The 14,752-nt window shown below is 71.5% G+C and carries 11 protein-coding genes and 1 pseudogene; 5 read left to right on the forward strand and 7 right to left on the reverse strand.

Annotation, left to right across the window (positions count from 1 at the left end):
- Positions 1-99: 99 nt before the first annotated feature.
- Positions 100-951, forward strand: coding sequence for an SCO6745 family protein (locus ACFYYN_RS24820; RefSeq protein WP_500329737.1), 852 nt, complete (start codon positions 100-102; stop codon positions 949-951).
- A 115-nt stretch (positions 952-1,066) separates the two neighbouring features.
- Entirely contained in the window at positions 1,067-1,273 is a 207-nt protein-coding gene (locus ACFYYN_RS24825; protein WP_500547547.1) for a hypothetical protein, read from the forward strand.
- Between the two features lie 119 nt (positions 1,274-1,392).
- Here ACFYYN_RS24825 and ACFYYN_RS24830 read toward each other — a convergent pair.
- The 3 genes and pseudogenes from ACFYYN_RS24830 to ACFYYN_RS24840 form a co-directional block, all read right to left on the reverse strand.
- Positions 1,393-1,818, reverse strand: a pseudogene (locus tag ACFYYN_RS24830) (UTRA domain-containing protein); the annotation flags it as partial.
- Positions 1,819-2,070: 252 nt separating this feature from the next.
- A complete protein-coding gene (locus ACFYYN_RS24835; protein ID WP_500547548.1) occupies positions 2,071-2,547 on the reverse strand; it encodes a hypothetical protein in 477 nt (158 codons plus the stop codon).
- Between the two features lie 13 nt (positions 2,548-2,560).
- Complete coding sequence (locus ACFYYN_RS24840; RefSeq protein ID WP_500547549.1) at positions 2,561-3,805, reverse strand: helix-turn-helix domain-containing protein; 1,245 nt, start codon at positions 3,803-3,805, stop codon at positions 2,561-2,563.
- 215 nt (positions 3,806-4,020) lie between these two features.
- On the opposite strand from ACFYYN_RS24840, the gene ACFYYN_RS24845 reads away from it, so the two are divergent.
- The 3 genes from ACFYYN_RS24845 to tgmC all read left to right on the forward strand — a co-directional run bounded on the left by ACFYYN_RS24845 (position 4,021) and on the right by tgmC (position 7,066).
- The gene (locus ACFYYN_RS24845) at positions 4,021-4,431 is read left to right on the forward strand and encodes an ATP-binding protein (RefSeq protein ID WP_500547647.1); all 411 of its coding nucleotides are present in this window, start codon (positions 4,021-4,023) and stop codon (positions 4,429-4,431) included.
- 900 nt (positions 4,432-5,331) lie between these two features.
- A complete protein-coding gene (locus tag ACFYYN_RS24850; RefSeq protein WP_500547550.1) occupies positions 5,332-5,754 on the forward strand; it encodes a hypothetical protein in 423 nt (140 codons plus the stop codon).
- Positions 5,755-5,944: 190 nt separating this feature from the next.
- Entirely contained in the window at positions 5,945-7,066 is a 1,122-nt protein-coding gene (gene tgmC, locus ACFYYN_RS24855) for an ATP-grasp peptide maturase system methyltransferase (protein ID WP_500547551.1), read from the forward strand.
- A 283-nt stretch (positions 7,067-7,349) separates the two neighbouring features.
- On the opposite strand, the gene ACFYYN_RS24860 is transcribed toward tgmC, so the two are convergent.
- The 4 genes from ACFYYN_RS24860 to ACFYYN_RS24875 all read right to left on the reverse strand — a co-directional run bounded on the left by ACFYYN_RS24860 (position 7,350) and on the right by ACFYYN_RS24875 (position 14,523).
- Positions 7,350-7,763, reverse strand: coding sequence for a helix-turn-helix domain-containing protein (locus ACFYYN_RS24860; RefSeq protein ID WP_500547552.1), 414 nt, complete (start codon positions 7,761-7,763; stop codon positions 7,350-7,352).
- Between the two features lie 61 nt (positions 7,764-7,824).
- Positions 7,825-13,002 (reverse strand): MobF family relaxase, encoded by a 5,178-nt coding sequence (gene mobF, locus ACFYYN_RS24865; protein WP_500547553.1) that lies wholly within the window; start codon positions 13,000-13,002, stop codon positions 7,825-7,827.
- A 37-nt stretch (positions 13,003-13,039) separates the two neighbouring features.
- Positions 13,040-14,311, reverse strand: coding sequence for an IS3 family transposase (locus ACFYYN_RS24870; protein ID WP_500547648.1), 1,272 nt, complete (start codon positions 14,309-14,311; stop codon positions 13,040-13,042).
- A gap of 2 nt (positions 14,312-14,313) precedes the next feature.
- Positions 14,314-14,523 (reverse strand): transposase, encoded by a 210-nt coding sequence (locus ACFYYN_RS24875; RefSeq protein ID WP_500547554.1) that lies wholly within the window; start codon positions 14,521-14,523, stop codon positions 14,314-14,316.
- Between the last annotated feature and the right edge of the window lie 229 nt (positions 14,524-14,752).

Below are 14,752 nucleotides of genomic sequence, written 5' to 3' on the forward strand. Positions count from 1 at the left end.
ATCCGTTGACACCGGTCAGCCGGAGACCTACGTTGCGCCATACCGACCGGTTGGTACCCTCTCCCGCCCATGTCTCTGTATCCCTGGAAGGACTGGCACATGAAGGCAGCACGATTCGCGTGGCGGCGACTTGAGCCTCTCCATGGCATGGTCTACTTCGTTCCCGAGGCCAGGAACCGGTACACAGAACTGGGACTCCAGGGCAGGGCAGGATATTTCGCCTCCCGTGGTGCGGCTCTCGGCCGCGCCTCCGCGGAGCTGGTCATCGCGACCTTCTACAACTTCTGCCCGGATGTCGTACGGGGGGCGCTACCGGCCGCCTGGGACGCGGTCACCCCCGAGCAGATGTTGGCCGCCCGGCTCGCCGGCGCGGGCGAGGCCTTGCGCCGGGCCAAGATCCATGAGCTTCCGGGACTGGACGAAATCATCGGCCTTGCGCGGCGGGCAGCCGAGGCGGCGTGCGAACACCCGCAGGGACGCCCGCTGTTCGCCGCTCATGCCGCCCTGCCCTGGCCGGACGAGCCGATCCTGCAGTTGTGGCACGCCCAGACGCTGTTGCGGGAGTTCCGTGGCGACGGCCATATAGCGGCGCTACTCACCGAGGGTGTCGGGCCCCTGGAGGCCCTGGTGCTGCACGGTGCCAGCGGCCTGGTTCCCGCCGCCGCGCTCAAGCTCAGCCGCGCCTGGCCGGAGGAGCAGTGGGCCGCCACCGAGGAACGCCTACACGAGCGTGGTCTCCTCGACGGGGATGTCCTCAGCATCGAAGGCAGTGCCCTGCGTCAGCACATCGAGAACCGCACCGATGCCCTGGCCCTGCCCGCCTACGGCGTCCTGGGCGAAGAGGGCTGTGAGCGTCTGGCCGAACTCGCCGACACTTTCGGCCGTGCCGTCACCGACGCTGGCCTTCTCGACCGCTCCGGCTTCCTGGCTGCCCTGCGCGCTTCCGCCTGAGCAACACCGCCGTTCGCCCAAGTCCTCCCTCGCCCAGAAGCTCACGGCACGTGCCCGCACGGCCTGGACTCAGCCGGTCGCCGTGCACGTCCGCCACCGAGGCCAGTCCGCCTATGTGGACGGCAAACTGGCCTACGGCGACAGCATCGAACTGATGCGCCTGCGCCACAGCCGATCCGCCACCACCTGGGGCTTCGCCCTCTACCTTGCCAACACCGACAAGTACGAGGACACCCTCCTGCCCACCAGCAGCTTCGCCGACACCCCCGAAGGTGCCCTGGACTACGCTTGCGGCCTCTACCTCGCCACCCCGGACATCTGACCAAACCCCGGACACGACACCGGCTTTGGAGTCAACCCCCGAAGGACTTCCGGCGCCGACCACTTAGCGTCCCTGCCCAGGCACGACGGGCAACCCGTTGTGCAGACCTCAGCCGAGATTCACTCGCCGCGGTCTATGCCGATCTCGTACGCGATCTCCCAGCGGACGTCAGGCACTACGAGGTCGGCCGTCTCCACAGGCCGACCGTCACCGTCGTAGTACGTGCGCTCGATCCGCATCAGCAGGTCTCCGACGCTAATCCCCAGCAGGTTGGCCTCTTCCTGCGTAGCCCGCCCCGGCCCCGGCACCTCGACGGCGGTGTCGACGGCGACGCCGATGGTCCGCATCCGCTCCACAACTCCCGCGCCGGCAAGGGGACCCATCTCCGGCTGCACAATGGGCGTGCCGTCCGTGATGGCCGTCGGCTCCCACGACGTCGACAGTTGCACCGGCTGGCCGTCAGCCATGAACTCGTCCGTCGTGCGCACGCAGTGATCCCCGGGCTGAATGGCGAGGCGCTGCGCGACGTCCTCTGGAGCGGCCGCACCAGCCACAGCAGGTTTCTCCTCAGCACCCCCGCCGTCTGGCCACCCTCCGCTGGCGTGGCGCCGAAAGGCATACGTAGGTCGTGCCGAAACGGCCGCAACTGGAAACGGTGTCGAGGTGCCCACTGGCCATTTTACGGCTCGAGAGCAGGACGCGAAGGGACTGAAGGTTGTCCTGTTCCCCCGTTCTCCGCGGCCGACGGCCGTCGGCCGCGGAGAAACGGCTCGGTCCGTGGGTAAGTCCTCCTCGGATCAGTCCCGGCTGGCCCCTTCGGGCCACACGATCTGTACGGGGACGCCGACACGGCGCGCGTAGGCGACGACGTCGGCGGTGCCGCCGTATCCACGGGCTGGCTGCCCGTCCCACACGGCGATCAGCTGGTCGGCGAGCCCCACGACGATCTCGCTGCCCGCCTGGTGAGCCTGCGAGGTGGACTCGCGCATCCCGGTGTGGTGGACGTCGGCGGCGCGGGCCATCAGCTCGTCGTACACCGGGTAGTGCCAGTCGGGCAGGCTCTCGCGGTACTCGGCGGCAGGGATGACCACTTCGAGGCGGCCGCCGTGCTGGAGAACGGCCTGCGCGAACCAGGCGTCGGGGCCGTCTGCGATGCAGCTGATCCCCACCAGGTCCTCCGCCGCGGTGGCGTCGACCAGCTTGGCGAGTTCGGCCCGGACTTGGGCCTCGACCGCCAGCGACAGCCCCCGGTGGCCCGTGATGCCCAGGCGCATGCTGGCTTCCCCCTTACAGGTAGGTGTCGTGCAGCAGGGTGTCGAAGTCGCGCACGATACCGGGCGGTGTCGGCGAGGCATAGGAGCGGCGGAAGGCACGGGCGCGCTCAACGACGCGCCCGGACTTGAGCCGCACCCCGTCGTGGACGGCACGGGTCGCCAGCGCGAACGCGGAGTCGACGCGGCCGGTGGACAGGTGGCCGGTGGCGACGTCGAGGGTCAGAAGTGCGCGCTGCTTCTCGTGGCCGGACGACAGGGCGGTGGTGATCTCCTGCGAGGACAGGACCCAGCGGGACCGGCCGAGGCGCGCCCCGCACACGACGCGGCAGGAAGCCACCTTCCGCTCGTCGAAGGAGAAAACCCACGGCCACGGCGGCGGGTCCTCGCGCGGCACGCGCGCGGTGTGCTGCTCACAGGAGCGCAGGGCGCGCTCGGTGGCGCGATCGTCGCCGGCGGTGGCGTGGGCGACGGCCTCAATGGAGGCGAGCCAGGCGGCAGCGATGGCCGGAAGGTCGGGGCCGAGCTGGCGGCGCGCTCGGGCGATCAGGCGCAAGCCCTCGGCGGTGTTGCCCGCTTCCACCTCGAATTGGGCGAGGCTGCCGGTCTGGTAGGCGCCGAGCAGGGAGTCCCCGGCGGTGCGGGCGGCCTTGATGGCCGAGCCGTACCAGGTGCGGGCGGAGCCGTGGTCGGCCATGTCCCAGGCGAGCCAGCCGACCAGGGAGGCGGCTTCGGAGCCGACGGCGGCCATGCGGGCCCTGTGGGAGGCGTCCGGGGCCTGGGAGGCGACGCGCTGGATGAGGCGCAGGTGGGCTTGTGCGGCGTCGGCGAGGTCGCGTGAGCCGACGGTGGCGTCCAGGCGGCGGAAGGCGGTTGTGGCGACACGTAGGGCGGCTGCCTGGCCGCTGTCCCATTCGGGGCGGGCCGGGATGTGGGCTATGGCTGGCGTCGCTGCAACTGCGGCGACGCCGGCGAGGAATTCTCGGCGTTCCACCGTGCTGTTCCCGTTCCGGTCGTAGTCGGCGAGACCGACCAGGTTCGGAGGGATGCCGAGGTGGCTGGCCGCGCTCGCCAGGAGGCTCATGTTGTAGGTGCCGACGCCGCGGTCTTCGAGGCGTGACATGGCCGACTGAGACAGGCCGCAGGCTTCCCCGAGCTGGCGCTGGGTCAGGCCTAAAGCCTTGCGAGTCAGCTTGATGACGCGGCCGTAGTCGCCGCCTCGTGCGGCGTCCCGGACCTGCTTGTTGCCGGCCCCGTCCATGCGTTCCCCTCCCACGCTACGTACCGACGCTCAGCATCTACCCGCCTCGTATGCGATGGGTGCATATCCGCATGCGCTGCCTGCATCGGAGATGGCGGCGGCCGTGACGGACCGCTTTCCTACAGTCAGTGTCCGACACGACGTCAGGTCGGCGCTGACCTCTTGGAAAACCCGACCGGGGCGATGGTGCCCCTTGAAGGGGGAGCGGAGCCGTGATGACGACGCACGGGACCTCGCAGCGGTGGCAGATGTGGTTCACGCCGTTTCCCAAGACGGTGTACATCGCCCGCAGACAGGTGGGGCGAGTTCTCGCCGGCTGGGATGTCCCCGAGAGTGCGATGGACATCGCGGTGCTGATCACCAGCGAGCTGGTCACCAACGCGATCCGGCACTGCGACACCCGGCACCTGGTGCACGTCCATGTATCGAACGATGGCGCCCAGTTGCTGCTGGAGGTGTCCGACCCTAGCCGCCAGCATCCCCGCCCTGTGATCGCGTCGAGCGAGGCCGAGAGCGGGCGGGGGCTGATGCTCGTACGGGCGGCCGCAGCCGACTTTGGGGTCCGTGACCGCGATCCGGTCGGCAAGACCGTGTGGGCGACTATCGCCCGGCAGCCCGCCCTGTGAAGCCCCGGCCGGCGGAGTCCCCCGTCGCACTGCCGGGCCGGTTCCCCTCCCGTTCCTCGCGTCGATGTCGAAGGTGGTTCTCTGCAGTGACCGTTGAGGCTGGCGAGCAGCTCCCGTTCCATGTGGCGTTCGAGCCGGAGCGCGGCCAACTCGTCGTGATGGTGACGGTCGGCGTCCCGCCGAGGCAGCAGCTGGGACCGTCTAGGCGATGAGGCGTCCCGCGTGCCCCTTCAGCTGCGGGTGCGGGAGGCCGGCGGGTGGTGCGCGAACGTCGGCGGTGCCACGACAGGCTCGACATCGCGACCGGCACACGGCGCAGCATCCAAGCGGCAAATCGGAGTGCCGCAGCGACCACGCCACGGCGCCGACCCCGTGGTTCCTCCCCGTTCGTCGGGGAGGACGCCCCGCCCCGACGGGGGCGCACGGCTCGTACCAGGCGGGCCGTGATCCCGCCGCGCGCACTGGCGAGCCTCCCCGGATCATCACCCGGCGCGCGTGGCGGGCCCATCTAATCCACGACCTTGGAAGACACCGTGTTCCTTGATGTTCTTCGGCTTCCGACCGGAGCCCCGCTGCCGTCCGTCCGGCCTGACCTGCGCGCCGCCGGTGGGTGTGCCACGGACGAATGCGGACTCGGTCGCCGATTCGGTGGCATCCGTGTGTTGCGGCGACGGCCCGGGCCGCTGTCACCTCAGCGGCGGCGCGCACGCTGGGGTGCGGGAGCGGGGTCCGGGAGGGGCGCGAGATTGCGTGCCGCCGGCCTCCGCGCCCGGAAGCCCACTGGAGGCCCGCGACCCGGCATCTGGGGAGGGGCGGGAGCTTATGCGGCGTGACACGAGCCCGAGTCCGCTGCGGCGGGCGTGGACGGTGGAGGTCCGGCCCATGGGTGCGGGGGTGGTCATGACATGCGAGGAATGCGGCCGGCTCGGTGACCTGCCGGAGGCGGAGCCGGTGCGTGGCGCGGTCGTGGCACACCTGGTGGCGCACGTCCGTGCGGCGCCGCTCGCGCCGCACCTGCGGACGTGCCAGTGCGGCCAGAACGGCTGCCGCTGGCACCCACGGCACCGTGGTTGTGACGGCCTGGTCCAGCTGGTGCTGGCGCGCTGCGCGGGAGGCCGCCGGTGGCGTCTGGCCGACACCTGCCACGCCTGCGCCACGGCCACACCGCAGTCAGCCATCGTGCCCGAACCACAGGTCATGCCCGCGGGCCACGGCTCAGTCCAGGGCCCGGAACCGGCGAGCTACGTGTCCCCGTTCGTCGTGGACTGCAGCGGCAGCCCCGCAGAGGTGTGGGGGTGGGATGACGGAGCGACGGACCCGTAGGGCCGGCATCGAGGCGGCCTGTTGTGGGCAGCGGCAGGCGGCCCGGGGCTCCAGGGCTGGAGGTGCCGCCGCCGTCGGGTGCGGTTGTGGCTGTGCCGGGGAGATGTCAGGCGGGTTCGGCCGCACGGCACCTGGTGCCTGCAGCTCGGTTGGTGGTGGTCATGGACGATCTACTGGAAGGGAAGACTTCGTGAACGAGCAGGACCTGCGCCGGCAGTTACTGGACCACCTCACGGCCGACGGCAGTGCGCGCTCGCCGCAGTGGCGGGAGGCTGTCGCGGTCACCGGGCGGCACGAGTTCCTGCGCAGCGGCTTCTTCCGCCAGGTGCCCGGGTCGGCCCCCACCGCCTGGGAGCCGGTCATGCCCGACGACAAAGATTGGCTGCCCGGCTGCTACAGCGACACCTCGCTGGTCACCCAGATCGCCGGGACGATCGTGCCCGGCGACATCCACGGCCGGATCCTGCGCCAGCCGACCAGTTCCAGCACCGCCCCCGGCCTGGTGGTGCGGATGCTGGAAGGCCTCGAGGTCGAAGACTGCATGCGGGTGCTGGAAATCGGCACCGGCACCGGCTACTCCGCTGCCCTGCTGTGCCACCGCCTCGGCGATCACCTGGTCACCTCCATCGAGATAGACCCGGCGGTGGCGGCCGCGGCCGCTACCACGCTGGCCACCCTCGGCCATGTCCCCGACCTGATCACCGGCGACGGTCTGGCCGGACACAAGGACGGCGCCCCCTACGACCGGATCATCGCCACCTGCGGCGTGCTCACCATCCCGGAGCATTGGATCGCCCAGACTCGCCCCGGCGGCCAGATCCTGGCCACCTTGTCCGGCTGGATGCACTCCAGCGAACTGGCGCGCCTGACCGTCCATGACGACGGCACCGCAACCGGACGACTCCTGGGCGGGCAGGTCTCCTTCATGCTCGCCCGCCCCCACCAGCCCCCACCCCTGGGGATGCTCCCCGATCTCGACGCCGGCACCGAACGCGACACCACCACCGGCCCCGACGCCTTGGACGACTGGGCGGCCCGGTTCGTCGCCCAGACCGCGGCACCCGCCGCGCAACGCCTCGATCTCGGCAACCTGGGCCAGCTGTTCCTCGATACCGCCACCGGAACCTGGGCCCTGCTCCGCCACGACCAGCACGGCTGGCGGGTCCGCCAAAGCGGCCCCGACCGCATCTGGGACGCCGTCGAAGACCGCCTCGCACGCTGGCGCCACGACGGATCCCCCACCCTGGACCAGTTCCGCATCACCATCACACCCGACGGACACCACGACATCTCCTGGCCCGGCAACCGGTGACCTGACAGAGGGCGGCCCGGTTCCGCCGCGCACGTGAGAGCGCACCTGACGGGGCTGCGGCGCACCATGCTCGTGGCGCATCAGCTGCCTGACCCGGGAGCACGTCCGGCGCACCGCCACGCGCCAGGACCTGGGCAAGGGACGCGTCCGAAGCCGGACAGGGACGGGTTGGGGGTGTCCTTGGCATCCGCCTCCCGGCGCAGGCCCCCTCCACGGTGACAGAGCCATCGGCGCGTATCGCGGTCGGGCTCTACGGCTCGGACGGGGCACCCCTGGTGGCCGGTCAGGTAGTGGCAGGGATGACGGGGCGGCAGATGACATCGGGGCGTACACCACGCGGGAGGTCGGCATAGTCCCAGGCAGTGCGGTAGGCGTCGGCCAGGAGTTCGGTGCTGCGCCGGATCGCGTCGGTGACGGTGTGTCCGCCAGCGAGCAGTACGGCCAGGTGGTCGTGGAGGTCGTCATCGACGGCAATGGTGAGCCATCCGCCCGGTGGCGCAGCGCCTAGCAATGGGCATGGCTGGCGTGGCTCGTCCTGGCGCGCGCCGGACTGCGCGGTGGCGGCGAGGTCGCGGCGCACGGTGTCCTTGCTGATGCCGAGGTGTGCGCCAATGGCGCGGGCGCTCATCCCTTGGTCGGCGAGATGGCGCACGGTGGCGCGGCGCTGAGACAGCGATGGTTTCGCGGTCTGGGTCACGGTTGCCTCCCGGTAGTCGGTTTCTGTTGCTGTCGAGTCCTTGCGGCTGGTTGGGGGCGGGTCATGCGCGTTGCCCCGGGGGCGGGCGGGTGTCGGGCGCCGACGGGCCAGGTGGCCGGGCCGGTTGCCGCTGTGGCCGGGTCGTGGGGGCGGGCTGGTGCGGTGGGGCAAGACCAGCGCGGGCGGCGGTGCCGCGCTGCCGCACGGCGTCCAGGCGGGCTTGGATGCGGGATTGGGTGTAGCGGTCGAGGGCGTCGGTGAGGTGGTCCCATTCCCGGCCGTCATCGCCGGTGGGGCGGGGGCCGAGGACGTCCGGGCCGGCGTGGTCGCGGCGCCGCCGGTAGTCCGCGATGGCCGTGATGAGACGGGTGTAGGCGTGCTGTTCGCCGGCGTGGTCACGGCCGGGGGCGGTGATGGTCTCGATCCAGGGTTCCGGAGCGGGCCCGCCGGTGAGAGCGGCGGTCAGGGCACGACGCGCCAACACGGCCGCCTGGACAGCCTGGGCGGCATGGGCGGCGCGAGGGGGGTAGGGGGCGGTCAGGCCGTCACCGCCGCCCGGGGCAGGTGGCGGCTGGGTGAGGCGCGGGGGCTGGGTCGGAGCGGGGCCGGGCGGCAGGCTGAGGGGCGGTTCAGGCGGTGGTGGCGGCACGACCGGGGCCGCGACTTTGGGCGGCGGCGCAGGAAGCTTCAGTGGCGGGATCGGCGGTGGGGGCAGCGGGGTCGGGACGGCAGCGGCGGGTGGTCTGGCAGAGCGGGTGCTGGGGGCGGCCAGCAGCGCCGGGGCCGGCACGCCGGGGGCCTGGGTGCGGGCAGGAAGCCGGGCGGGGGCCAGAGCGCGGATGCGGGCGGTCATGGCGTCCCAGGCCGCGGCCTCAACCGGGTCGTCGGGGCGGGGGCCGAGACCGGGAACGGTGGTGAGGGCGTGGCGGATACGCCACAGCTCGGTCAGGGCGCAGGTCAGCGCCCAGGCCGTACGGCGTTCGGGCGCGTCGGCCGGCGGGGGCGGCCCCAGCGGCTCGGCCCAGGTAGGCGGCGAACCGGCCAGGGTGCGGCCGCGTTGGACCAGGGCCCAGGTCAGGATGCGGTGGCGTTCGGCCAGGTGGCGGCGCCAGTGGCCAGGGGTGCCGGGATGGTCCTGCGCGGTGCGGTCGGCGACCCAGTCAGGCACGTCGGCCGGGTGCCAGGGCCGCTGCGCGCGCCGGCCCGGCAGCCCCACGCGGCGGCGGAGTTCGGCATGGAAGGCGTCGCTGAGCGCATCGGCCCCGGCAAGAACGGTCCGGGCGTGCCGCAGCCGCTGATCGGTGTCGAAAACGCGGACGCTGTGGTGGCGGCGTATCGCGGCCAGCGAGGACTGCGACAGGTGCGGGGTGCGCTCACGTTGCCAGTCCTCGCGCGCCGCCTCCCGCGAGGGCAGGGCGCAGCGCAGGGCGTCCTCGGCGGTCAGCGCGGCAACGGTGTTCGAAGCAGCTGGCGACAAGGGGGTGCCGCTGCGTTCGGCATCCCGGCAGACAGCGCGGACAGCAGCCAGGTGGGTGTCCAGTTCGGTGCGGGTCAGCGGACCGTAGGGACGGTGCGGCCAGGCCGCATGGGTACGGCCGCTGCCGGTGGTGACCGGGACCGGCAGCATGCCGGCGGCGGCTTCGGCGGCCTGCAGTTCACTGTGAGCGGCCGCACGCAAAGATGCGGCCCTGGCCATGAGCGCGTGCAGCCGGTACGACGGCACCACGGCCAGCCCAGCCGCAGCCGAGGAGGCGGAAACGGCCACTGGGGCCGCCGAAGTGGCGGCTGGAGCCTGCCCGGCCGGACCCGTCACACCCGCCTGCCCGGCCCGCGCGGCACGCGCCAGGCGAAGCAGGCGCCCGGCGAGGCCCGCGCCGCCCGCAGAGCTTCCACCATCCTCCGTGGAGTCCCGGACGTCATCGGTGACGTCCGGCCCGTCGTTGGTGGTGTTCGGGCCGTCGTCGGTGCTGTCCGGGCCGTCGCCGGTGGTGCTCGGGCCGGGTGTGATGACCTGCGCGAGCAGGCCGGGCAGGTCGGATCCGGCGCGTTCGGCATCGAGCAGCGCGCGGGTCACGGCGGGGAAGGTGTCCGCGGCCAGGACCACGGCGGCCCCGTCCGCGCCCAGGGCCTGCTCCAGCACGGCCGTCAGGCGAGCGGTGGTGGCCTGGGCTGCGGCATCCGCATACTGCGCGGCCAGCGTGGCCGGGTCGATGGCCCGCTGCTGCAGTTCGGTGGTGGTCTCGGTCGCCGACACCTGCGTGCCGCGCCGGGCCGCGATCGTCTCCAGCACCCCCGCAACGTCCTGCCCGTCATAATCCAGGGCCAGGTAGAGACGGTTCGTGTGCCGGCCGCGAGTCAGCTGGACGTAGACACCCTCACGAGCCGAGGCGGGCGTGGCCAGGGCGTGGGAGGTGTCGACGGTCATGCCCTGGGCACGGTGGATGGTGGAGGCGTAGCCGAGCTCGCAGTACGCGGCCACGTAGCCGGCCGGCAGCCGCAGACAGCCGCGATGGATCGTGTGACGGACAATCAGGGCACCGTCGGACTCGACGGCCTGGACGGTCCAGGTGTCGCCGTTCTTCACGAAATCGCGGGCGCCACGCACGATCCGGCGGCGTTCGTTGCGGCGCGTGACGATGATGTCGCCGGCATGCGCGCGCAGCCCCCCGCGCAGGACGGCTGCGGGTCCGGCCGTAACAGTGCCGCGGGAAAGATGCCAGACCTGCGCCCGGGCGTTGAGCGCGGAAACGGTGGCGGTGTCGGCGGCCGTCATCACCGTGCTGCGCCCGGCCACGGTGTCTTTGGCCCACGCGTCGAGCACGGCCTGCTGCATCACGCCGGGGGTGCCGGCGGTGATCCGGCCCCGCTCCCGGTACCAGGCGAACACCTGCTCCGGGCGGTCGTCGTCCCGTAAGACCAGCGACGCGTCGGCCTCACCGTCGGTGCGGAAGCGGTGCAGGCGGTCCAGTTCGATCACTCCCCCGCACGAGGCGATCAGGCGCAGCGCGCCGCCGGACTCGACCGCGGACAACTGGCGGGGGTCGCCCAGCAGCCGCACCACCGCCCCAGCCGTGGCCGCATCGGCCAGGACCCGGTCCAGCAGGCGGGTACCGGCCGCCCCGGCCTCGTCGACCACGACCACATCACCCGGCTGCAGACCGAACCCCTCACCGGCCAGGTGGCCCTGGGCGGCCAGCTCACGCCCGCGCAGCCACGAGTGCAGGGTGTGCGCAGACCGCCCAAGGTCGGTGCCCAATACGGCGGCGGCACGGGCGGAAGGCGCCAGCGGGACCAGCCGGCCGCCCGTCGCGTCCACCGCGCGAGCCAGCAGCCGCATCGCGCTGGTCTTCCCCGACCCGGCCGGCCCGATACCCGCCAGCAGCAGCCTGTCCGAGGTCGCGAAAGCCGCGGCCAGCTCACGCTGCCCGGCATCCAGCCCGCCACCGTGCTCCTCGGCCACCCGGGCGAAAGCATCCCGGCCGACCGGCGCCACCACACCCCTGCCGGCTGCGGCCACCAGCCGCTCTTCGGCCGCCAGCAGCGAGGCGGTGGTGTAGGTCCGCGACCCGATCCCCTGGTAGGCGCTCTCGCCGTCCGCGCGGGTCAGCTCCGGCAGCCCAGGGTGAAGATCGGACGGAGTCAACTCCACACACTCCGCTCCGGCCAGCGCCCGGTCGGCGATCGCATCGGCGACACCAGGCGGCGCGGTCGCCCCCGCCAGCGTCCGCATGAGATACCGGCGGGCCTCCGCCAGCACATGCCGACGACGGAACGTCGTGCGGTACGCGGACACTTCCGCGAGCACCACCGCCGCCGCCCCCACCACATCCACCTCCACCACACCGTCACCACCCGCCCCTACGACCTCCGCCCCCGTACTGGGAGCATGTTCACCAGCGGCGCCGGAAGCCCCTTCCAGGTCGGCAGCCATCCCGGTGGCCGCCCCACCGGCGCCACGCGCAGTAGCTGCCTCACCGGCGGTGCGGGCGGCGGCCTGCGCCGCCCGCACAACGCCGTCCACCGTCGCCTGGTCCGTGGCCGCGATCGCCCGCCGCCGCCAGCCGGCCAGCAGATCGTCCAGCGACCGCGCCGTTCGCTTGGCCTGTTTCGTAGAGGCCCTCGCCCGCTCCTGCAGCCCCTTGCGGGCAGCCAGACCGGGCTGCCGGCCATGACGGTGCCGGTAGTCCGCCTCCAGTTCCTCAACCACCTCCCGTATCGCGCTCCCGCGCTGGGAGAACAGCTGCCGCAGCCACACATCGATACCCATCACCTGCATCACCGGGCGCTGCCCGGCCGTCACTTCCACCGGCCCGGTCCGCAACTCCAACCGCTCACAGATCAGTTCCAGGGCCCGCTGGTTGAACAGCTCCGACGTCGAAACGATCTCCCGGTACAGCAGGCGTGCATCGAGGTTCTGCCACTTCCCGTCCGGGCCCTGGACGCGCGGGCTGATCACGACATGCTCGTGCAGCATCGGGTCCCCAGCCCGGGACTCGTAGTGCAGATACACCGTCGCCAGCACACCGGGCCTGGCCTGCAGCTGCGCCTTCCCGCCGGTCCCTCTCCGCACCGCCAGCGCATGGTCCTCGATCCACGCGACCGTCTCGGTCCTGGCCTGCGACAGCACCTCCAGCACGACCTGACGCACCTGCTCGTCGCCCAGCGCGAACAGCAGCGACAACTCCTCGCTGGAAAACGTCAGGTCATACCCGGTACGCGCCTGGCGCTGCTTTCCGGTGCGAGAGGCCAGGAACCGGGCGAGTTCCTTCCCGTCATCCGGCGCCCGCCGGTACTCGGCGCGGAACGCCTGCGCTGCAACCTGCATCTTCAGGTTCTTCGTTTCGGCCCCGGTCAGCGGCCGGCACAACTGCTCACTCTCGTGCTGCAGCACCTGCTCGATCTGACGGTCCAGCGGGGTCCCTTCGGCAAGCTCCGGTAGCGCAGGGCCCAGCTTCGCCGCATCCCATGCCCGCTTCTTCGACGCGCCGGCCCGTGTTTCGCGCGTCAGGATCGCCTCGGCGTCCGGGTGCATCCCCAGCCCGAACAACGCCCGCATCTGCGGCTCGCTCACCTCACCGGCAAGCCCCAGCACCGCCGCGCCCCGCCCATGCCACCGCCCCGCCGGCACCCCGGGCGTGCTCGAGGACACCGCCACCCCACCACCGCACGCCCCATCGCAGGTGGCGATGTCACGCCGGTAGTAGGAGTAGCCCGCGGCGGAGATGCCCTTCATCGTCATGCCCACCCCGCCACGGCATCACAGCAATCACCTCCCGCTACGGCCCAGCCCGCCGGCCTCCCCTACCCCGGAAAACAATCACGGACGGCGTACCGCACGACGGGACCGGCCCCACCCGCTGCCACCCCGACCGCCACAGTGCCAGAGGTGCGAACGACACCAACCCACACCATCCGGGGACCACCCCGCCACCCCAACCGCCGGCATCCATCACCACACAAGCCACCCCGCCGGCAAGCCCCTTACAGCGACCAGCCCCGCACCCCGCCCGACACGACCGCATGCCCCACAACCACAGCAAGGCCAGGCGCCAAACGCGAGCGGCCCAACGGCAGACGAACCCAGACCCGGCAGGCCGCAACCGCAGACTGAAGTTCCCCCCTGCACGTGGACAGCGTGTGGTCACGCTGCGGGGGTGAGGTTTTGTGTTGTCAGTGCCCTGGTTTCGAGCGGGGTGACGTAGCCGTAGACGGGGTGTTTCCGCAGGCGGGTGCTTGTTGTACTCGACCTCGATGAAGCGGAAGACATCGGCGCGAGCCTCTTCATGGGACGCCCAGATGGTGGTCCCGATCTCCGCTTTCAGCAGCCCGAAAAAGCTCTCAGCTGCGGCGTTATCGCAACATGAGCCCGTTCTGCCCATATTGTGCCGCAGCCCAAACTCCCGTATCAGGGTGCGGTATTCGTGGGAGGTGTACTCCGTTCCGCGGTCCGAATGCGCGATGCAGCCCTCTCGCAGATCACCTGGTCCGGCAGCCATCCGCAGGGCGTCGGTGACAAGGCCGACCCGGTGGTGGTCCGCCATCGCATATCCGACGACCTCGCGGGTGGCCAGGTCGATGACCGTGGCGAGATACCACCATCCCGCCAGCGTAGGCAGATAGGTGATGTCGGACACCAGCTTCGTGCCGGGCTCAGCCGCGGTGAAATCCCGCCCGACCAGGTCCGGCGACGGGCCGGCTTTACGGTCCGGGCGGGTCAGACCACGGCGCTTGCGACGGGTGACACCCTCGATGCCGTGCTCCCGCATCAGCCGTTCGATCCGATTGCGGTTGACCCTCCGGCCCTTCTTGCGCAGGGCCGCTGTCACCCTGGGCGCCCCGTAAGCCCGGCGGGATCCGGCGTGGATGTGCCTGATCTTGGCAACCAGCTCGTCCTCCCGGCGGGCCCGCTCCCCGGCCGCTTCCCGGGAAGCAAGGTATGCGTAGTAGCCCGAGCGGGACACTCCCAGGACCCTGCACATCAGGGCCACGCTGTGACCACCGGGGTTCGCCTCGGTGGCCTTCTCCGCATCGATGAACGCGTAGCGCAGGGCTACTTCGTCGACTCCCGCGCGAAGAAGGCCGCGGCTTTTTTCAGGACCTCGATGGTCTGCTGCTCTTCCCGGTTCTCCCGCCGCAGCTCTTCCCTCTCGTCACTGGTCAGAGCACCCGCAGGCCCCTGCCCCCGGTTCGTCTTGTCCTGATTCACCCAGTTCCGCAGACCCTCCGGGCTGACCCCGATCTCCCGGGCCACCTCGGTCACCGGACGAATACACCAGCGCGACCGCATCCCGCTTGAACTCGGCCGTGTACCGCTTACTCGTATTGCTCTTCTTGCTCACTACCTGGAACTGCTTCCTCCGGGACCTGTCGTCCCAGTATCAGGCTGTCCAGCTCCAAGGGGGAACTTCAAACCCAGGCCCCCCTGCATCCCACCAAAAACCCATTCTCAATCAACCATCGAAACCCCAGCTCACACCCGACCCCCCACC

Source organism: Streptomyces sp. NPDC001902 (assembly GCF_042891295.1).
Classification (GTDB): domain Bacteria; phylum Actinomycetota; class Actinomycetes; order Streptomycetales; family Streptomycetaceae; genus Actinacidiphila.

Bases quoted from the DNA above. Each gene is read 5' to 3' on its own strand.
- ACFYYN_RS24820 (WP_500329737.1), top strand. From the start codon at position 100: ATGAAGGCAGCACGATTCGCGTGGCGGCGACTTGAGCCTCTCCATGGC.
- ACFYYN_RS24835 (WP_500547548.1), bottom strand. From the start codon at position 2,547: ATGCGCCTGGGCATCACGGGCCACCGGGGGCTGTCGCTGGCGGTCGAG.
- ACFYYN_RS24840 (WP_500547549.1), bottom strand. From the start codon at position 3,805: ATGGACGGGGCCGGCAACAAGCAGGTCCGGGACGCCGCACGAGGCGGC.
- ACFYYN_RS24845 (WP_500547647.1), top strand. From the start codon at position 4,021: ATGACGACGCACGGGACCTCGCAGCGGTGGCAGATGTGGTTCACGCCG.
- ACFYYN_RS24850 (WP_500547550.1), top strand. From the start codon at position 5,332: ATGACATGCGAGGAATGCGGCCGGCTCGGTGACCTGCCGGAGGCGGAG.
- mobF (WP_500547553.1), bottom strand. From the start codon at position 13,002: ATGACGATGAAGGGCATCTCCGCCGCGGGCTACTCCTACTACCGGCGT.